The following is a 20188-nucleotide window of genomic DNA, read 5'->3' on the forward strand; positions in this document are numbered from 1 at the left end:
TCCCCCTGTACCAATTAGGCCTGCGCGGACTGCTTGCTGCGGCGCGCAGGCCCCGAGCCCATCAAGGGGCCTTTTTGACGTTCCAGAACGCGAAGACCGGCGCGTGCACCAGGCCCGACAGCTTGGTCGAGTAGACGGTGGGCACGGACATCTGGCCCAGCGGCACGTACAGGCCTTCGTCGATGCCGATGCGCTGCACTTCCTCGGAGATCTTCTTCTGCTCGGCCGGATCCGAAGTCAACGCCATCTTGGTGCGCAGCTCTTCGATCTGCGGGAACTCGGGCCAGCCGAACCACGCGTTGTCGCCGTTTGCCGCCGCGGGGGCGGAGCGCACCGGGTCCATCACGTCAGTGGCGTACCAGTTGGTGTTGTGAACGTTCCAGCCGCCTTCGGCCGGCGCAGCCTTGGAGGCGCGGCGCGTGGCCACGCTTTGCCAGTCCATCGCCGCCAGGTTGACGTTGAAGCCCGCCTTGCGCAGCGCCGCGGCCATCACGACCGGTTGCGCGGACAGCGTGCCCACGTCGGTGGCGTGCATGACGAGGATGGGCGTGTTGTCGTAACCCGCTTCCTTGAGCAGCGCCTTGGCCTTTTCGATGTTCGACGGGACGACCATGTCCTTGCCGATATCGCTTTCCAGCGGCGTGCCGCAGCCCCACAGCGAGGCGCAGGTCTTCCAGTACTTGGGATTGCCGACCAGCGCCTTCATCACGTCTTCCTGGCCGATCGCGTACATGGCGGCCTGGCGGATCTTCTTGTTGTTGAAGGGCGGGTACTTGAAGTTGAAGCGGTACATCGTGAAGTAGCCGACCGGGCTGAGCGACTCTTCCTTCAGGTCCGAGTTGCCTTCGATCATCGGCAGCAGGTCGTACGGGAACTGCTCGACAAAGTCGATCTCGCCGCCAAGCAGCGCGTTGGCGGTGGTCAGCGCATCGGGCATCACGTCCCATTCGACCTTGTCGACGTGCACGACCTTGCCGCCAGCCAGGCCGCTGACGGGCTCCTTGCGCGGCACGTAATCGGCGTTCTTGACGTAGACGGTCTTCACGCCCGGCTTGAATTCCGCGACCTTGAACGGGCCGGAGCCCGTCATGTCGGTGATGGGCTTGCCGATGGCCTGTTCTGCGATGCGCTTGGGCATCATGAACGGCGCGGTGCCGGTGGGCTTGGACAGGGCGCGCAGCGCCAGGTCCGTGGGTTCCTTCATGACGATGCGAAAGCTCTTGTCGTCGATGACTTCGATCTTGTCGGTGAACTTGAGCAGCGTGCGGCCCATACCGTCGCCGGCGGCCCAGCGCTTGATCGACGCCACGCAGTCCTCGGCGGTCACCGGCTGGCCGTCATGCCATTTCTGGCCGGGGCGCAGCGTCATGGTGTAGGTCTTGCCGTCGGGCGAGACTTCCCACTTCTCAAGCATCTGCGGCTGTACCTTGTTGTCGGCATCGGTGGCCAGCAAGGTGTCGTAGATCATGTAGCCGTGCCACGTCGTGATGTAGGCGGTGGTGGCGTGCGGATCGGTCAGGCGCAGCGGTGAGTGCATCACCGTCTTGATGACGGTCTCGGCATAGGCCCCATGTGCCATGGCGAGAGTGACGCCGGCGAGCGCGGCCGCTCGGACAAACTTGAGCATGTATTTCCCCTTGAAGCGTAGTGAGCGGCGCGTGGGCCGCTACGTCGTTGACGCGCCGCGTTCAAGCGGCGCGCGAGGGTCAGGCTGTCGCAGCGGACCGGCCGTCAAACACCGGCCCGCAAGGCGCCATTCTGATGCCGGGACGCAACCGTGTCCATGGTTGTTTTGCCGCATCCATCAGCATGGAACCGGGCGCCGCGCAGACCAGAATCGTGTGCGCGATGGGCGTGAAATCGGCGCGAAAATGCGCCGAACTCTTGACCACCAGGATGGCGGCGCGCGTGGGCTCCACGCCCGCAAACCGGAACATCTCCTGGTCGGCCATCTGCACCTTGTTCGAGGCCAGGATGATGCGCACGCCGCCGATGCGCAGGCACGCGCTGGGCCCCAGATCCATGTGAAAGCCGCGATAGAACGCACCATGCGTATCGAAGCGTCCTTCCGAAGTTTTCTCGACGATGAACTCGGTGTCCAGCGGTTCGTCGTGGGGAATACCCGAATGTCCACCCAGTGCAATGCGCACCGTGTTGCCTGCACCAGCGCGGTGGGCGGCCAGCGCGGCGGCGGGGTCCACAATCAGACCGATGGCCGTATCGCGCGCATCGTGGCGGATGAGCGCGCGCAGCACGCCGGTGGTGTCGGAACTGCCGCCCGCGCCGGGGTTGTCCTGCGCGTCGGCGATGACGACGGGTTTGGAGGCATCGCGCGCCAGCCGCAACGCTTCCTGCACGGCTTCGTCCGGCGTGTAGAGCTTGCCGCCGAAGTCCTGTTCGGCATTCATCACCGCGCGCGTCATCTCGTCGGCGGCGGCATCGGCCTCGGCCTGCGTCATGCCGTAGGCCCAGACCGTGGGCGCGCATTCGGGAAAGTCCGCGGCCGGAAACCCGGTCGCAAAGGAAACGCTGGCCGCGCCCCGCGCTTCAAGATCGCCCACCAACTGATACAGGCTGCGCGCCGGCTCGATGTCGGTGGACTGCCAGCACAGGGGAATCAAAAAGGGCAGGCTGCGCAGCGCCACGTAATGCCGAGGCATGCCGCCCAGCCGCTGCGCCAGCAGGCCGGCGGCGCGCTGCCCGGTTTCGGCCATGTCGATGTGGGGATAGGTGCGATAACAGACCAGCGCATCGGCATGGCGCACCATCGCGCGCGTCACGTTGGCGTGCAGGTCCAGACTGGCCACGATCGGCACGTTGGGGCCCACCAGTTCACGCACACGCTTGAGCAGCTCGCCTTCACCGTCATCCAGATGCTCGGTGACCATGGCGCCGTGCAGATCCAGATACACGCCATCCAGCGGCATCGCCTGCGATAGCCCTTGCAGAATCAATGCGCTGATGCGCTCGAACGCATCACGGGTCACATGCCCCGAAGGACTCGCCGCCGCCCACGTCGTGGGAATCAACGCATGCTGCCCCATGGCCTCGATAAACCCCGCCACGGGGATATTGGCTCCCGCCACTGCCTCAAACATCGCGGGCCCGCTGACCAGTTTCGGCCACCCCCCACCCTTGTCCGCAAAATCCTCCCACGCCGCGCGCGACGGCGCGAACGTATTGGTCTCATGCTGAAAGCCGCCGATCCCGATGCGCATCAGGTTTCCCCTTGTCGTACAGATATTCGGAAGGCGCGGCGAAGCGCCGCGCAGTGTCAATGCTTCAAGCGACGCCCCTCAGTCCCGAGGCAAGAACGACGCGCCCCAATTCATGCACGCCCTCCCCAAGCGGGGTCGCGCGGATCCGGGCTCCGCCGGTCCGCTGCGACGCCCCCCTGGGGGGGAGGCGCTGCGCGCCTCGGGGGGGGGCTCACTTAGCCACGGGCATGGTGAATTCGGTGCCCTTGGCGATGCTGTCGGGCCAGCGCTGCATCACGCTCTTGTAGCGCGAGTAGAAACGGATGCCTTCCTCGCCGTACGCATGGTGGTCGCCGAACAGCGAGCGCTTCCAGCCGCCGAACGAATGCCACGCCATCGGCACGGGGATCGGCACGTTGATGCCCACCATCCCGACCTTGATCTGCCGGGCAAACGCGCGCGCCACGCCGCCGTCGGACGTGAAGCACGCCACGCCATTGCCGAATTCATGCGCATTGATCAGCTCCACCGCGCTGGCAAAGTCGGGCACGCGCACGATGCACAGCACCGGGCCGAAAATCTCTTCGCGGTAGATGTTCATGGCGGGCTTGACGTTGTCGAACAGCGTGCCACCCAGGAAGAATCCCTTCTCGTTGCCTGCCACCTTCAGGTCGCGGCCGTCCACCACCAGATCGGCGCCGCTGGCGATGCCGTCCTCGATGTAGCCCATCACTTTCTTGCGGTGCTGCGCGGTCACCAGCGGACCCATTTCGGCGTCCGACTGCATGCCATCCTTGACGATCAGCGCCTTGACGCGCGGCGTGAGGCGTTCGACGACCTTGTCGGCCACGTCGCCCACCGCCACGGCCACCGAGATCGCCATGCAGCGCTCGCCTGCCGAACCGTAGGCCGCGCCCATCAGCGCGTCGGTCACCTGGTCCAGGTCCGCGTCGGGCATGACCACCAGGTGGTTCTTGGCGCCGCCCAGCGCCTGCACGCGCTTGCCGCGCTTGGTGCCTTCGGCGTAGATGTATTCGGCAATCGGCGTGGAGCCGACGAAGGACAGCGCCTCGACATCGGGATGCGAGATCAGCGCGTCCACCGCCTGCTTGTCGCCGTGAACCACGTTGAAGACGCCGGGGGGCAGGCCGGCTTCGGTGAGCAGCTCGGCCAGGCGCACGGACGCGGACGGATCGCGTTCCGACGGCTTGAGCACGAAGGTGTTGCCGCAGGCGATGGCGACCGGGAACATCCAGCACGGCACCATCATCGGGAAATTGAACGGCGTGATGCCGGCCACGACGCCCAGCGCCTGACGCATGCTCCAGTTGTCGATGCCGCCGCCGATCTGGTCGGAATACTGGCCCTTGAGCAGTTGCGGAATGCCGCAGGCGAACTCGACGATCTCGATGCCGCGCATCACTTCGCCCTTGGCGTCCGAAAACACCTTGCCGTGCTCGCGCGTGATCAGTTCGGCCAGTTCATCCTGGTGCTGGTCCAGCAGCGCCTTGAAGTTGAAGAGGATGCGAGCGCGCTTGAGCGCCGGGGTCTCGGACCAGGCCGGAAACGCCGCCTTGGCGGCGGCCACGGCCAGCGCCACGTCGTCATTGGACGCCAGCGGGATCGACGAGGAGATCTCGCCGGTGGCCGGGTTGAAGCCGTCGGCGTAGCGGCTGTTGCCGCCGTCGTAGGGTTGGCCGTTGATGAAATGGGGAATCTTCTTCATGGATGCAAGGCTCGGTGATTCGTCAAAAATGCGGCTGGGCGGCCTGGGCCGCCCATGTGCGGGTCTGTTGCGCCGCGCGCCATGCGGGCGTGCGGCGGGGAAGGATCAGGCTACCTCTTTCAGGATCTTGCCGATCTGCTCGAAGATCTGGCCGATCTGCGCCTCGTCGATGATGAGCGGCGGCGAGACGGCGATGATGTCGCCCGTGTAGCGCACCATCAGGCCGCTGTCGAAGCAGCGCTGGAAGACTTCGGCGGCGCGTGCGCCAGGGGCGCCCGCGCGCGGCGCCAGTTCAATGCCGGACACCAGGCCCAGGTTGCGCACGTCGATGACGTTGGGCGCGCCCTTCAGGCTGTGCGCAGCCTCCTGGAACGCGCCCGACAGCTTGCGGGCGCGGCCGAAGAGGTCCTCGCGGCGATAGATGTCCAGCGTGGCCAGGATGGCGGCGGCGGCCAGCGGGTGCGCCGAGTACGTGTAGCCGTGGAAGAACTCGATGCCGCCCGCGGGGCCGTTGACGATGGCGTCGTGCACTTCGCGTTTGACGGCGACCGCGCCGGCCGGCACGGCCGCGTTGCTGACGCCCTTGGCCATGGCGATGATGTCCGGCGTCACGCCGAAGAATTCGGAGGCCGTGGCGGCGCCCAGACGGCCGTACGCGGTGATGACCTCATCGAAAATCAGCAGGATGCCGTGCTTGGCGGTGATCTCGCGCAGCTTTTCCAGGTAGCCCTTGGGCGGAATCAGCACGCCGGTGGAGCCGGCCATGGGCTCGACGATCACGGCGGCGATGGTCGAGGCGTCGTGCAGGGCGATGATGCGTTCCAGCTCTTCGGCCAAGTGCGCGCCCCACGCGGGCTGGCCCTTCGAGTAGGCGTTCTGCTCGATGTTGTGGGTGTGGGGCAGGTGGTCCACGGCGGGCAGCAGGGCGCCCGAAAACGTCTTGCGGTTGGCCGAGATGCCGCCCACCGAGATGCCGCCAAAGCCCACGCCGTGATAGCCGCGCTCGCGGCCGATGAGGCGCGTGCGCTGGCCTTCGCCGCGCGCGCGGTGGTAGGCCAGGGCGATCTTCAGCGTGGTGTCGACCGATTCGGAGCCCGAGTTCGTGAAGAACACGCGGTCCAGTCCCTGCGGCATCAGGCCCGCGACGGCGGTGGCGGCCTCGAAGGCGAGCGGGTGGCCCAGCTGGAAGCCCGGGGCGTAGTCCATGACGCCGGCCTGGCGGGCGATGGCTTCGACGATCTCTTCGCGGCCGTGGCCGGCATTGACGCACCACAGGCCCGCCGTGCCGTCCAGGATCTGGCGGCCGTCCGTGGACGTGTAGTACATGCCCTTGGCCTTGGCCAGCATGCGCGGTTGGGCCTTGAACTGCTTGTTGGCCGTAAAGGGCATCCAGAGATGGGACAGGTCGGGCAACTGGGCGGGGGCGTTCATGGTGACTCCAGAAGGGGGACAACCGCAGCCGCCGCGAAACGCGCGCGGGCAGCGGGATTCGGACGATTCTGGAACGTCCCGCAGGGAATGAAAATATACAATCCGCGCATTTGCCGCTAACTGTATAGTTGAGAGCGTTGCAACTGTACAGTTAGCCCGTGATCGACTTCCAACCCGTCCGCGGCCGTGGGGCCGCGCCCACCCTCGTCGAACAGCTCGTCGCGGCCATTCTGCGCGCCGTCGAGGCGCAGACCCTGCGTCCGGGTATGTCCCTACCCTCGGTCCGCGAGTTCGCGCGCCAGTACGGCGTCAGCACCTTCACCGTGGCCAGCGCCTACAGCCGGCTGGTGTCGCAGGGCTGGCTGGCGGCGCGGCCGGGCGCGGGCTACCGGGTGGCGTCGCCCGACGCGCCCGCCCGCCGGGTCGAACCCCTGTCCTGGGAACCGCCGCGGCTGAACGCGGGCTGGCTGCTGTCGGACATCTTTGCCGACCACTCCATCCCCATCAAATCCGGTTGCGGCTGGCTGCCCGGCGAGTGGCTGAATGAAGAAGGGCTGCACCTGGCGCTGCGCCACATGGGGCGCGTGCCCGCGATGCGAATCGCCAACTACGGCCATCCCTACGGCTACGCGCCGCTGCGCGAGACCATCGCGGCCAGCCTGAGCGCGCAGGGCATGGAAGTCGAGGCGTCGCAGGTGCTGCTGACGCAGGGCGTGACCCACGGACTGGACACGGTGATCCGCACGCTGCTGCGGCCGGGCGACACGGTGGTCGTCGAGCAGCCGGCCTACGCGAATCTGCTGCAGATGCTGCGCCTGGCCGGTCTGCGCGTGATCGCGGTGCCGCGCACTGTCGACGGCCTGGACTGCGACGCGCTGGAGCGCGTGGCCGCCCAGCATCGGCCGCGCGCGCTTTTCATCAATACGGCGCTGCAGAATCCCTCGGGCGCCAGCATCACCATGGCGAATGCCTTCCGCATTCTGCAGGCGGCGGAGCGGCATGGGTTGTGGGTGGTGGAAGACGACATCTCGCGCGAACTGGCGCCGGGCGTGACGCCGATGCTGGCCGCGCTGGACGGCGCGCGCCGCGTCGTCTACCTGGGCGGCTATTCCAAGGTCATCAGCCCGTCGGTACGGGTGGGCTACGTGGTGGCGCATCGGGATCTGGTGCGCGACATCGCGCGCACCAAGATGGCGGTGGGCCTGACGACGCCCGAGATCATGGAGCGCATCGTGCACCAGGTCATCCGCGAGGGCCGCTACCGCGCCCACATCGCGCGCACCCGCGAGCGGCTGGCCGAGGCGCACACCGAAGTCGCCGAGCAGATGCGCCAGCACGGATTCGAAGTCTATGGAAAGCCGCAGGGCGGCCTGTTCCTGTGGGCGAAGGTGGCCGGGCAGTGGCGCGAACGGGGCGCCAATGGCCTGGCGGAGCTGGCGCTCAAGGACGGCATCTGGCTGGCGCCCGGTTCGTACTTCGAAGCGGACGAGGCCGACACGGCGTGGGTGCGCTTCAACGTGGCGTACTCGGCGGCGCCCGCGCTGTGGCGGTTCATGCGCAATGCGGGCGCGGCGTAGGCCGGCCCGCTGCATTACGGCCGATGCGTTACGGCCGGCGCGTTACGGCGGACGCGTTACGGCTGATACGTCAGGCCTGAATCGTCAGACCCGTTCGTACGTGACGAAATCATAGTCGTAGCCGTTTTCGGCAGGCTGCGGCTCGCGCGCGGTTTCCTTCCACTGGAACGACGGCAGCAGCGGAAAGAACGCGTCGCCTTCGACATCCGCATGGACCTCGGTCGCAAGCACGCGCCGGGCCAGCGGCAGGGCCTGCGCATAGATTTGCGCGCCGCCGATCACGAAGGCTTCATCGATGTCGCCGCAGGCGGCCACCGCGGCCTCCAGCGTGGGCGCCAGGATGGCGCCGGCGGCGCTGAAATCGGGATTGCGGCTGATGACGATGTTGCTGCGGCCGGGCAGGGGACGGCCCAGCGAGTCCCACGTCTTGCGGCCCATGATGATGGGGTGGCCCAGCGTGCTGCGCTTGAAATGCGCCAGATCGCCCGGCAGCTTCCAGGGCAGGGCGTTGTCGCGGCCGATGGCGCGGTTGGTGGAATAGGCGACGATCAGGGTAAGGCTGGCGGGCATGCGGTGCTTGCAACGGTAAGGGTTGAGCCGGAACGACCCGTAAGCGTAGCAAATTGCGAAAGACCGCTCGCCTGTCAGGTCCCCGCGTGTTCCAGGAATTCGGTGGCCGGCATGGGCTTGCCCAGCAGAAAGCCCTGCAGCGAGTCGCAGCCCAGTCCGGTCAGGAACTTCTGCTGCGCCGCGGTCTCGACGCCTTCGGCCACGATGCGCAGGTTGAGCTGCTGCGCCAGCGCCACGATGGCCGAGACGATGGCCGCATCTTCGTTGTCGTTGTCCAGCTGGTTCACGAAGCCGCGGTCGATCTTCAGTTCGGTCGCCGGCAGCCGCTTGAGATAAAGCAGGCTGGAATAGCCGGTGCCGAAATCGTCGATAGAGATCGTGACGCCCAGATCGGACAGGCGCTTGAGCACCGTCAGGCTGGCTTCCGCGTCGCGCATGGCGGTCGATTCGGTCACTTCGATCGTCAGGCAGGCGGGCGGGACGCCATGCTTGGCCAATGCCGAGCGCACCGTCTCGACCAGGTTGGCATGTGAGAACTGCAGCGCCGAGATGTTGACGGCGATGGTCCAGTGGCCCTGGCCGACGTCGATCCATTCGCGCATCTGGCGGCAGGCTTCGTTGATGACCCATTCGCCGATCGACAGGATCAGGCCCGTCTTTTCCGCCGTGGGAATGAACTGGTCCGGGCCGACCAGGCCGCGCGTCGGGTGGTTCCAACGCAGTAGCGCCTCGGCGCCCATGATGGGGCCGGCCGGCGCTTCGTACTTGGGCTGGTAATGCAGGACGAACTGGCCGCGCTCCTGCGCCAGCCGCAGGTCGTGCAGCAGCTCGATCTGCTCGTGCGCGTCCGCGTTCATGGACGGTTCGAAGAAGCTGTAGCCCGTGCCGCCCAGCCGCTTGGCGTGGTACATCGCCGCGTCCGCATTGGTCAGCAGGGCGTGGGTGTCCTGGCCGTCGTTCGGATAGACCGCAATGCCCACGCTGGACGTCACCAGCACTTCGTGGCCGTAGACCGTGACGGGGCGTGCGATGGCGTCGATCAGCCGATCCGCGACGTTCGCGGCGTCCGTGGGTTCGATCACCTCGCTCAGCACGATGAACTCGTCGCCGCCCAGGCGCGCGACCGTGTCCTGCGTGCGCAAGGCCAGGCGGATGCGCTGCGCCAGATCGATCAGCAGCGCGTCGCCGGTGTGGTGTCCGTACGCGTCGTTGACCGCCTTGAAACCGTCCAGGTCAAAGAACAGCACCGCGAAATGGCCTCGGCGGCGGCTGGCGCTTTCGATGGCCTGCTCCATCCGGTCTTCCAGCAGGATGCGGTTGGGCAATTTGGTCAGCGTGTCGTGCAGCGCCAGTTGCACCAGCTCTTCGTTGGCTTCGGCCAGCGAAGAGGCCAGCGCCGACGTGCGCGCCTCAAGCCGGTTGTCCAGCACGGCCACCACCAGTGCGATCGCCAGCACGCTCAGCGTGACCGCGGTCACGGCGATGGCCAGCCAGCCGGCAGAAATGCCTTGGTCGGCAGCCATGCAGATGCTGCCCGCCGGAAAACTTGCGGCTTCCATGCCCGTATAGTGCATGCCCACGATCGCCAGGCCCATGACTCCGGCGGCCAAGGGGCGCGACAACGCCACGCGCGGCGCGTCCTGACGCAGCCGGTAAGTGATCCACAGGGCTGCACCGGACGCGGCAATCGCGATCGCCACGGACAGCGCGAACCATGTCGGGTCGTAGTCGATGCCCGGCGACATGCGCATGGCGGCCATGCCGATGTAGTGCATCGCCGCGATGCCGGAACCCATCAGCAGCGCGCCCGCGGCCAGCCGGCCCCACGGCAGTTCGTCCTTGCAGACCATCCACAGCGCGAAGGCCGAGCAACCGATGGCGATGGCCAGGGACAGCACGGTCAGGGGCAGGTCGTAGCCCATGGGGATGGGCAGGCTGAATGCCAGCATGCCCACGAAGTGCATCGACCAGATGCCGATGCCCATCGCGAACGCGCCGCCCGCCAGCCAGAACTTCGCGGCGGGCAGCCCGCTCGACGCCTTCACGCGGTTGGCCATGCCCAACGCCGTATACGACGCCAGGATGGCGACCCCTAAGGATACGAGGACGAGCGAAGGGTTATAAGTTCCAACGAGCATTTGTGGGGTCCTGTCCTAAGCGCATACAGCCGCGGCGCGGGGCACGATTTTCAATTCAATTGGTAGTCAACAGTTGCAGTCCGGTCGCAAGGAGAATCCTGCTCTCGTCGCTGGCTTTTCTCACACTCTATTTATAGGGATGGGGAATTGGGCGCGGCAACGCCAGCGGTCGGCGCGGTTCGGGCGCTCGGCATGGCGCGCCCGAAGGGCCGGTCGAAAGCAACGGGGCGCGCGGCATGCTGGACGCGCGTCCGTGGCTAAGGGATGGGTTATACCGAAATCGCGCTTCCAGAAGCTCACCAATCTTCACCTGCTGCGGGGCGTGCAAGGAATCGGACGCCGGACGGGCGTCCGGCGTGTTGCTGATATGACCTGAAAGGCGGTCGCCGGCGCTGCCGGCGCAGGGGTCAGACGGCCATCGCGGCCGTCAGGGGCGCGTGGTGCGTGTAGCCCGACAACGAAAAGTCGCCGGGTTCGACCTTCTCGAGCCACTCGGGTTCGTAGCGGCCGGTCACGGCGAAATCGGGAATGCGGTCCGACAGCACGAGGCGTGGCGATTCATACGGCGTTCGCGTCAGTTGCTCGCGCAGCATCGGCAGGTGGTTCTCATAGATATGCGCATCGCCGATGAAGTAGGTGAACCAGCGCGGGGTGTAGCCGGTCAGGCGCCCGACCAGGTGCAGCAGCGCCGCGCCTTCGGTCAGGTTGAACGGCGTGCCCAGGCCCACGTCATTGGACCGGATGTACAGGCACAGCGAAATCTCGCGCGTCGTTGCGTTGGGCAGGAACTGATAAAGCAGGTGGCAAGGCGGCAGCGCCATTTCCTCGATCTGCGCCCAGTTCCAGCCGTGGAACAGGATGCGCCGGTCGCCCGGGCGTTCGTGAATGGTGTCCAGACATTGCCGCAGCTGGTCGACCGCCTTGTACAGCAGCACCTTCGGCACGCCGCCTTCTTCAAGGTCGGCCACCTTGGCGTACCCGCGCGACAGCGCGTCTTCGATTTGCGCCGGGCGGCTGGCGTCCAGCATCTTGTAGGCCGGCCATTGGCGCCACTGCACGCCGTAGACCGGTCCCAGGTCGTCAGGACCTTCGCGGTACGGGTTGGCCAGCCACTGCGCGTTCTCGTTGGCGTTCTGGTCCCAGACCTTGCAGCCGAGTTCCCGGAATTCTGCCGCGCTGCGCGAGGCGCGCAGGAAACCCACCATTTCGCCTATGGCCGACTTGAACGCCAGCTTTTTGGTAGTGACGGCGGGAAAGCCCTTCTGCAGGTCAAAGCGCAGCGAGGCGCCCGGCATGCTGAGGGTGCGGATGCCGGTCCGGTTTTCCTGCCACGAGCCGGTGTCGAGGATGGATTGAACGAGGTCCAGGTATTGTTTCATGACGATCCTTGTGCCTGCGGTCCCGGGTCGGGAAGCAAGCGCGCCGCCGCGGACGTGCCGCGGCGGCGCCTATATATGGTGAATGCCGAATTACACCACGGCCGCGCGAGCGGCTCAGGCGGTAGCGGCTGCTTCCTGCGTGTCGACGATGTCGACGGAGAACGTCATTTCGGCGGTCTTTTCCAGCATGGCCGACGCCGAGCAGTATTTCTCGTGGGAAAGCTGTACGGCACGTTCGACGGCCGCGCGCGGCAGATTGGCGCCGGTGACGGTGAACGCGAAGTGAATCTTCGTGAAGACCTTGGGGTCGGTGCCGGCGCGCTCGGCCTGCAGCTTGACGCTGCAGCCCGTGACCGCGTGGCGGCCGCGCTTGAGGATCAGCACCACGTCATAGGCCGTGCAGCCGCCCGTGCCGGCCAGCAGCATTTCCATGGGGCGGGGCGCCAGGTTGTGGCCGCCGCCATCCACGGCGCCGTCCATCACGGCCACGTGGCCGCTGCCCGTGCTGGCGGTAAAGAGCATGCCGCTCGGGCCGCCCCAGTCGATCGTGCATTCCATTTCAGTGAGTCCTTGAGCTTGAGCGCAGTCAATGGCTGATGATACCCGTTGCGTACAATCCCGGGCAGGAGAACCCCACCCCGCATCAGGGGTGCAGGGCGTCCGCTTTGCCTAGGAGTTGCCATGTCCACCACGTTGTCCAAATCCGGCCCCGTTTCCCTGCGCCGCCGCCACGGTCCCCTGGACGCCCTGCTGGCCGAAACCGACCGTGCGCTGCGGGTGCTTTCGGGCAACGCCAGCGCCGGCCGCGCCTATCCCGCAACCGCCCAGGAATCGCCGCAAACCCTGTCCGTCCAAGAAAAACGCCACGCGGCGGGCCTCATGCGCGTCAACCACGTCGGCGAGGTCTGCGCCCAGGCGCTGTACCGCGGCCAGGCGTCGGTCTGCAAGGAACCCGGCCCGCGCGCGCTGCTGCTGAATGCCGCCACCGAAGAAGTCGACCATCTGGTGTGGTGCAACGAGCGCCTGAACGAATTGGGCAGCCGGCCCAGCCTGCTCAATCCGGTCTGGTACGCGGGCTCGTTTGCCCTGGGCGTCATGGCCAGCGTGGCCGGCGTGCCGCGCAATCTGGGCTTCATGGCCGAAACCGAAAAGCAGGTCGAAGCCCATCTCGACGAGCACCTGCGCACCTTGCCGGTGCAGGACGAACGCTCGCGCCAGATCGTGCAAAAGATGAAGGACGACGAGGCCCAGCACCGCGCCAGCGCAGAGCAGGCCGGGGGCGTGCCGCTCCCAGCACCCGTGAAAATGGCCATGCGCGCCATGTCCAAGGTGATGACGACCACCGCCTATTGGATCTGACCGGCCTCTTGAAACCGCATCTGATAAAAATGTTGCAATGCGCAAATTTGGCCGCCTCGTGGTGCGTGAAGCACCATTCTGGTGCGGCGGCCAGGGTGGGAATACCCGCTATTGTTCAGGGTTAGTCCGAAAGGGGAAAACCCCTTCGGCAAAAACCCCGTTTTTGGTCAGGGCATTGCCTGGTGCGGGTTTCCAGAGGGGCGCCGCGAATCTTGCAGCAAAAAAGCAACGCGGCAAACGCCTCTGAAAATAGATCAAAAAAAATCTTGCAACGCACAAAAAACGTAGGTACTATTCAGTCATTGGATGTTGAAACGCAGACGGCGCGGTGAAAACCCCGGAAGCGCAGCGAGTTGAAGTCCCGCTCCCAACATGCCACGGTTGTCTCCTCCACCCTCCTCCTTTGGTGGATTTAGCCCGAGATCTCACGATCTCGGGCTTTTTTTTGTCCCGAATCGTTGCGTCCCTATTTGTAAGCGATGTCGGCAAAAAACCGCGCAGCGCGACGGCGCGCGTGCCCTCGGGGCCTCCGCGTTTTCCCTTGCATATTTCGCGTGCCCAGAGGCGGAACGCTCTACAATCCCCCACATGAAACCAGCACTGCCAGGCGCTCGCGCGCCAGCGCGTTCCAGTCACATGCGCGGCGGACGGATAACCCGCCTGCGCGCGTTACGTTCTGTGCCTCGGAATTGCACTTCCTTATCCCTCCCATATATGGGCGTTACACCTGCCTCCGATAATGGCGGGCCTGTCTCGATAGACCAACCTGAGGTGATCCAGTGACCTGGCTGTATATATGCGTGGTCGCGTTCATGGTGGGGGGACTCATCGTGGCGTCCGAGCGCTGGCATGGCGCTTTCACCGGCGATAGCGACCTCAACAAGCCCCAAGCCAATCACTCCCGCGCGACGCCCCGCGTCGGCGGTCTGGCGGTGCTTGCCGGTACGCTGGCTGGCCTGCTGGTCCTCGGACCCAGCAACATGACCCTGACCTGGCTGTGGCCCGCGCTCTTCGTCGCGGCGTTGCCCGTTTTCGTGGCCGGCCTGCTTGAAGACATTACCAAGGACATCGGCGCCAGCAAGCGTTTGCTGGCTGCTTTTCTATCTGCAGCCATCGCGTGGTGGCTGCTGGGCGGCGTCAGCCGCGTCGGCATGGCGCCTGTGGATTACGTGCTGTCGTACTGGCCCGTGTCGCTGCTGTTCACTATGTTCGCCGTGGGTGGCTGTACCCATGCGCTGAATATCGTTGACGGCATGAACGGCCTGGCCGGCATGGTCGCCACGTTGATGGCGGTCTCGATCAGCCTCGTTGCCTTGCAGGTCGGCGATGTGCCGATCTTCCTGGTGGCCGCGGCGCTGGCGTCGGCGACCTTGGGCTTCCTGGTGTGGAACTTCCCGTTCGGACGCGTGTTCCTGGGCGATGGCGGCGCGTACTTCCTGGGATTCATGCTGGCCGAACTGGCCGTGCTGCTGGTCGTGCGCAACCCGTCCGTGTCGCCGTTCTACGCCCTGGCGGTCCTGTTCTACCCCGTATTCGAAACTGGTTTCTCGATCTGGCGGCGCCGCTTCAAACGCGGCGTGCCGGTTGACCAGCCCGATGCGCTGCACCTGCACCAGCTCGTGTTCCGCCGTCTGGTCCGGGTGACCTTCAGCCGCGGCCGGCGCCACGCCGTCCCCGCGCTTTGCAATGCGCTGGCGTCCCCGTACATGTGGGTGCTGGCGCTGATCGGGCTGGTGCCGGCCACGATCTGGTGGGACAACGCCTGGGCCCTGAGCGCCAGCCTGGTTGTCTTTGCCAGCGTCTATATCTGGCTGTATGCACGCCTGGTCTCCTGGCGCCGCCCGGGCTGGCTGTTGTTGCCGTCCGTGCTGCGAACCACCGAATAGTTCGAGTGCCCCGGCGATCGCCGCCGGGGGCTCGGTATCCATCACCAGACCATCTTTAAAATGCCGTAAACGTTCTACGGTGAAGGGAGAGTTATGTTGCGAATCCAGGATGTGAAACTCGCTGTCGTCGGCCTTGGCTACGTCGGTCTGCCCCTGGCCGTTGAGTTCGGCAAGAAGCGCCCGGTCATTGGCTTTGACATCAACACGCGCCGTATCGACGCGCTGAAGGCGGGCCACGACCATACGCTGGAAGTCAGCGACGCCGAGCTGGCCGAGGCCAGCCAGTTGAGCTACACCGCTGAACGCGCCGAACTGGGCGAGGCCAACGTGTTCATCGTGACCGTGCCCACCCCCATCGACGAGTACAAGCAGCCGGACCTGACCCCGCTGGTCAAGGCCAGCGAAACGATCGGCGCGGTGCTCAAGCGCGGCGACATCGTCATCTATGAATCCACCGTCTACCCCGGCGCCACCGAAGAAGACTGCGTGCCCGTCCTGGAGCGCGTGTCTGGCCTGAAGTACAACGTCGACTTCTTCGCCGGCTACAGCCCCGAGCGCATCAACCCGGGCGACAAGGAACACCGCGTCAGCACGATCAAGAAGGTCACCTCCGGCTCCACGCCGGAAGTCGCCACCCTGGTCGACCAGCTCTACAAGGAAATCATCACCGCCGGCACGCACAAGGCGTCCAGCATCCGTGTGGCCGAAGCCGCCAAGGTGATCGAAAACACGCAGCGCGACGTGAACATCGCCCTGATCAACGAACTGGCCCTGATCTTCAACAAGATGGGCATCGACACCGAAGCCGTGCTGCAGGCCGCCGGCACCAAGTGGAACTTCCTGCCGTTCCGTCCGGGCCTGGTCGGCGGCCACTGCATCGGCGTGGACCCCTACTACCTGACGCACAAGGCGCAATCCATCGGCTACCACCCCGAGATCATCCTGGCGGGTCGCCGCCTGAATGACTCCATGGGCAGCTACGTGGTGTCGCAGCTGGTCAAGTGCATGACCAAGCGCCGCATCCACGTGCAAGGCGCCCGCGTGCTGGTGATGGGTCTGGCTTTCAAGGAAAACTGCCCCGACCTGCGCAACACGCGCATCGTGGACATCGTTCGCGAACTGGGCGACTACAACGTCGACGTGGACATCTACGATCCGTGGGTCGACACCGAAGAAGCCATGCACGAGTACGGCCTGACCCCGGTGGCCAAGCCCGAGGAGGGCAAGTACGACGCCGTGATCCTGGCCGTGGCGCACAACCAGTTCAAGGACATGGGCGCCGAAGGCATCCGCAAGCTCGGCAAGCCGCAACACATCCTGTACGACCTGAAGTACGTGCTGTCGCCCGCTGAATCCGACCTGCGTCTGTAAAAGGATTTCGCCATGACCACACGATTCGAAACTGTCACCCAGGAACTGGCCGCCTCGCCGCGCAAGTGGCTGGTGACCGGCTGCGCCGGCTTCATCGGTTCGAACCTGCTGGAAACCCTGCTCAAGCTCGGCCAGTCCGTCACCGGCCTGGACAACTTCGCCACCGGTCACCAGCGCAACCTGGACGAAGTCCAGGCGTCCGTGTCGCCGGAGCAATGGTCGCGCTTCACCTTCATCGAAGGCGATATCCGTGATCTGGACGCCTGCCGCCGCGCGGCCGAAGGCGTGGATTATGTGCTGCACCAGGCCGCGCTGGGTTCGGTGCCGCGCTCGCTCAACGACCCCATCACGACCAACGACGTCAACATCGGCGGTTTCCTGAACATGCTGGTGGCGGCGCGCGACGCCAAGGTGAAGTCGTTCGTCTATGCGGCGTCCAGCTCCACCTACGGCGATCATCCCGCGCTGCCCAAGGTCGAGGAAAACATCGGCAAGCCGCTGTCGCCGTACGCCGTGACCAAGTACGTCAACGAACTGTACGCCGACGTCTTTGCGCGTTCGTATGGCTTCGAGACGGTGGGCCTGCGCTACTTCAACGTGTTCGGCAAGCGGCAGGATCCGGACGGCGCCTACGCCGCCGTGATCCCGAAGTGGACCGCCGCGATGATCCAGGGCAAGGACGTCACCATCAATGGCGACGGCGAGACCAGCCGCGACTTCTGCTTTGTGGAAAACGCGGTGCAGGCCAACATCCTGGGCGCGCTGGCCGCGCCCGAAGCCCGCAACCAGGTCTACAACGTGGCCGTCAGCGGCCGCAGCACGCTGAACCAGCTGTTCAGCTTCCTGGTGCAGGCCCTGGGCAACCAGGGCGTGGACTACGGCAAGCAGCCGGTTTACGGTGACTTCCGCGCGGGCGATGTGCGCCACTCGCAGGCCGACATCGGCAAGGCCAGCCGCCTGCTGGGCTACGCGCCCACGCACACGGTGCTGCAAGGCCTGGAAGTCGCCATGCCCTGGTACACGCAATTCCTGCGTTGAAAGCACTCGTCCGAAAACTCGGCAACATCCACCCGGATCATCAGCGCATCTTCAAGGGCGCGTTCCGGGTGGCGGTGTTTCTGCTGCTGGGCAAGGCCGCCGGCGCCATCAAGGAGATGGCGGTGGCGTACCGCTACGGCGTCAGCGACGCCGTCGACGCCTACCAGTTCACGATGACCATGGGCACCTGGCTGCCGGTCACGATCGTGGGCGTGCTGTCGGTGGTGCTGATCCCGGTGCTGGTGCGCCTGGCGCGCACCGGCGGGGCCGAGAAAGAACTCTTCATCCGCGAGCTTCAAGGCTGGGTCGCCGCCGCCGGCGTCGCCCTCGCTTTGCTGACTTGGTTTGCCTGGCCATATGTGGTGGATCGGCTGGGGCAGGGCCTGTCGGCGCAAGTGCGCGCCATGACGGGCGACCTGCTTATCGCCTTCGCACCCGTGTCGGCCTTGCTGCTGATCGCGGGCATCAGCGCCGCGCGGCTGCGCGCACAGGAACGTCACGTCAACACGCTGCTGGACAGCGTGCCTGCCGTGGCGACGCTGGCTTGGGTCATGCTGGCCGTCAGCGCCGAGGGCGTCGGACCCTTGCTGTGGGGCACGCTCGTCGGCTACGCGATTCAGACTGTCTGGCTGGCCTGGCTGGCCGCGCGCGCCGACGGCGGTTTCTGGGGCGCGCCGCGCCTGTCGCTGAAGTCGCCGCACTGGCCCGAGCTGATGAGCGCGGCCGGCGTGATGCTGATCGGCCAGGTCGCCATGAGCTTCGTGGGCCCGCTGGACCAATATGCCGCCGCCAACCTGGGCGCCAATGCCAACGCCACGCTGGGCTACGCCAGCCGGCTGCTGTCGCTGCTGCTGGGCATCGGGGCAGTGTCGGTGGGCCGTGCCGCGCTGCCCGTGCTGGCCGACGTGCAGGCCCGCGGCGATACGGCGCGCGCGCGCAGCATGGCGCTCAAGTGGTCGCTGCTGATGGTGGTGGCGGGCGCCGCCGCCGTGGCGCTGGGCTGGGTGCTGGCGCCGTGGGGCGTGTCGGTGCTGTTCCAGCGCGGCGCGTTCACCGCGGAAAACACCGAAGCCGTCGCGCACGTGCTGCGCTGGGGGCTGCTGCAACTGCCGTTCTACTTCGGCGTGCTGATCCTGGTGCAACTGCTGGCCAGCCAGAACCGATATCGCATCATGGCCGCCATTGCGGTCGCCAATTTTGCGCTGAAGGCCGTGCTGAACACCGTGCTCGCGCCCCGCATGGGCGCGGCCGGCATCATGCTGGCCACCAGCCTCATGTATGTGCTGTCCTTCGCGTGCTACCTGGTGGTGGCGATGCGCAAGGCTGAACCCAAGGGGACCGATTGAATGTCCGTTGCCGACTCCGCTCGTCCGGCGCGCGTGTTGCTGTTCATCCATTCCCTGCATGGCGGGGGCGCTGAGCGCGTCGCCGCGGACCTCAGCGCCCATTGGGCCGCCGAAGGCAGCGAGGTCATGGTGGTCACGCAGGCCAGCGCCGATGGCGACGTCTACGCGCTGCATCCCAAGGTCCGGCGCGAAGTCCTGCACACGGCGGGCGAGGGCGGCGGGCTGCGCGGCATCCTCAGCAACCTGCAGCGCGTGCGTGCGCTGCGCCGCGTCGTCAAATCGTTCCGGCCCGACATCGTGCTGGGCATGATGACCACGGCGTCCGTGCTGTCCGTGCTGGCCTGCGCGGGACTGAACTGCCGCGTCATCGCCACGGAACACACCCATCCGCCGTCGCAGACCCTGTCGGGTTTCTGGCAGCGGCTGCGCCGGTTGACCTATCCGCGTGCCGCGCGCGTCGTCGCTTTGACCCGCGGCACCGCCGACTGGCTCGAACAGCATGTGCCTGGCTCGCGGCTCGCGGTCATTCCCAATCCCGTCCACTTTCCGTTGCCGCGCGCCGAGCCCGTCCTGACGCCGGCGCCGCAAGACGGCCGCAAGCGTCTGCTGGCGGTCGGCCGGCTGCATGGCGACAAGGGTTTTGATCTGCTGATCCAGGCCTTTGCGCACCTGGCGCCGTCGCATCCCGGCTGGGACTTGGTTATTCTGGGCGAAGGCAGCGAACGCCAGGCGCTCGAAGCGCAGGTGCGCGAGGCCGGCCTGGCATCGCGCGTCTCGATGCCGGGACGCGCCGGCAATGTGGGCGACTGGTACGACAGCGCCGATCTTTATGTACTGACCTCGCGCTTCGAAGGATTGTCCAATACCCTGCTCGAATCCATGGCCAGCGGCTTGGCGGCCGTGTCGTTCGATTGCGATACCGGCCCGCGCGAGATCGTGCGCGAAGGCATCGACGGCGTGCTGGTGCGGCCCAATGGCGACGTGCCGGCGCTGTGCAAGGCGCTGGACGCGGTCATGGCCGATGACAAGGGCCGCGCGCGCATGGCGCGGGCGGCCACCGACGTGCGCGACCGATTCTCGGCCGTGCGCGTGCTGCAGAAATGGCAGGAACTTTTTGACGGCGTGCGGGCGTCGGGCCGCTAGGGCCCCGCGCGCGCCGTTGCCACGGTG

The 20188-nt window shown here is 66.2% G+C and carries 15 protein-coding genes; 7 read left to right on the top strand and 8 right to left on the bottom strand.

Annotated features, from left to right (window positions below; genetic code table 11):
* Positions 1-61 precede the first annotated feature (61 nt).
* The 4 genes from B3098_RS15030 to B3098_RS15045 all read right to left on the bottom strand — a co-directional run bounded on the left by B3098_RS15030 (position 62) and on the right by B3098_RS15045 (position 6354).
* Positions 62-1627, bottom strand: a complete 1566-nt coding sequence (locus B3098_RS15030; protein WP_286897412.1) for an ABC transporter substrate-binding protein — start codon at positions 1625-1627, stop codon at positions 62-64.
* A gap of 79 nt (positions 1628-1706) precedes the next feature.
* Positions 1707-3218 (bottom strand): M81 family metallopeptidase, encoded by a 1512-nt coding sequence (locus B3098_RS15035; RefSeq protein ID WP_286897414.1) that lies wholly within the window; start codon positions 3216-3218, stop codon positions 1707-1709.
* Positions 3219-3429: 211 nt separating this feature from the next.
* The gene (locus B3098_RS15040) at positions 3430-4923 is read right to left on the bottom strand and encodes a CoA-acylating methylmalonate-semialdehyde dehydrogenase (RefSeq protein ID WP_286897416.1); all 1494 of its coding nucleotides are present in this window, start codon (positions 4921-4923) and stop codon (positions 3430-3432) included.
* A gap of 105 nt (positions 4924-5028) precedes the next feature.
* Complete coding sequence (locus B3098_RS15045) at positions 5029-6354, bottom strand: aspartate aminotransferase family protein (RefSeq protein WP_286897418.1); 1326 nt, start codon at positions 6352-6354, stop codon at positions 5029-5031.
* Between the two features lie 158 nt (positions 6355-6512).
* Between B3098_RS15045 and B3098_RS15050 the strand changes: the two genes are divergently transcribed.
* The gene (locus B3098_RS15050; protein WP_175122503.1) at positions 6513-7931 is read left to right on the top strand and encodes a PLP-dependent aminotransferase family protein; all 1419 of its coding nucleotides are present in this window, start codon (positions 6513-6515) and stop codon (positions 7929-7931) included.
* An 84-nt stretch (positions 7932-8015) separates the two neighbouring features.
* Here the strand turns inward: B3098_RS15050 and B3098_RS15055 are convergent, their stop codons facing one another.
* The 4 genes from B3098_RS15055 to B3098_RS15070 form a co-directional block, all read right to left on the bottom strand.
* The gene (locus tag B3098_RS15055; protein WP_286897420.1) at positions 8016-8501 is read right to left on the bottom strand and encodes a dihydrofolate reductase; all 486 of its coding nucleotides are present in this window, start codon (positions 8499-8501) and stop codon (positions 8016-8018) included.
* A 74-nt stretch (positions 8502-8575) separates the two neighbouring features.
* Entirely contained in the window at positions 8576-10639 is a 2064-nt protein-coding gene (locus B3098_RS15060) for a putative bifunctional diguanylate cyclase/phosphodiesterase (RefSeq protein WP_286897422.1), read from the bottom strand.
* A 407-nt stretch (positions 10640-11046) separates the two neighbouring features.
* Positions 11047-12018, bottom strand: a complete 972-nt coding sequence (locus B3098_RS15065) for a thymidylate synthase (protein WP_286897424.1) — start codon at positions 12016-12018, stop codon at positions 11047-11049.
* A 114-nt stretch (positions 12019-12132) separates the two neighbouring features.
* Entirely contained in the window at positions 12133-12576 is a 444-nt protein-coding gene (locus B3098_RS15070) for an OsmC family protein (protein WP_175122507.1), read from the bottom strand.
* Between the two features lie 123 nt (positions 12577-12699).
* Between B3098_RS15070 and coq7 the strand changes: the two genes are divergently transcribed.
* From coq7 to B3098_RS15100, 6 genes are all read left to right on the top strand, one after another.
* Positions 12700-13377 carry a 2-polyprenyl-3-methyl-6-methoxy-1,4-benzoquinone monooxygenase gene (coq7, locus tag B3098_RS15075; RefSeq protein WP_175122508.1) on the top strand — a complete coding sequence of 226 codons (678 nt, stop codon included), beginning with the start codon at positions 12700-12702 and terminating at the stop codon, positions 13375-13377.
* Positions 13378-14156: 779 nt separating this feature from the next.
* Positions 14157-15263 carry an MraY family glycosyltransferase gene (locus tag B3098_RS15080; protein WP_175122509.1) on the top strand — a complete coding sequence of 369 codons (1107 nt, stop codon included), beginning with the start codon at positions 14157-14159 and terminating at the stop codon, positions 15261-15263.
* A 93-nt stretch (positions 15264-15356) separates the two neighbouring features.
* On the top strand, positions 15357-16634 hold the full coding sequence (gene tviB / locus B3098_RS15085; RefSeq protein ID WP_175122510.1) for a Vi polysaccharide biosynthesis UDP-N-acetylglucosamine C-6 dehydrogenase TviB: 1278 nt from the start codon (positions 15357-15359) through the stop codon (positions 16632-16634).
* Positions 16635-16646: 12 nt separating this feature from the next.
* The gene (locus tag B3098_RS15090) at positions 16647-17672 is read left to right on the top strand and encodes an SDR family oxidoreductase (RefSeq protein WP_175122511.1); all 1026 of its coding nucleotides are present in this window, start codon (positions 16647-16649) and stop codon (positions 17670-17672) included.
* Positions 17669-19018, top strand: coding sequence for a murein biosynthesis integral membrane protein MurJ (gene murJ / locus B3098_RS15095; protein ID WP_175122512.1), 1350 nt, complete (start codon positions 17669-17671; stop codon positions 19016-19018). The genes B3098_RS15090 and murJ overlap by 4 nt, the downstream gene beginning before the upstream one ends.
* Entirely contained in the window at positions 19019-20161 is a 1143-nt protein-coding gene (locus B3098_RS15100) for a glycosyltransferase family 4 protein (protein WP_279970689.1), read from the top strand.
* Positions 20162-20188: the final 27 nt, after the last annotated feature.

The sequence above is a fragment of the Achromobacter sp. UBA2119 genome (assembly GCF_002331005.1).
GTDB classification, from domain to species: domain Bacteria; phylum Pseudomonadota; class Gammaproteobacteria; order Burkholderiales; family Burkholderiaceae_B; genus Achromobacter; species Achromobacter animicus.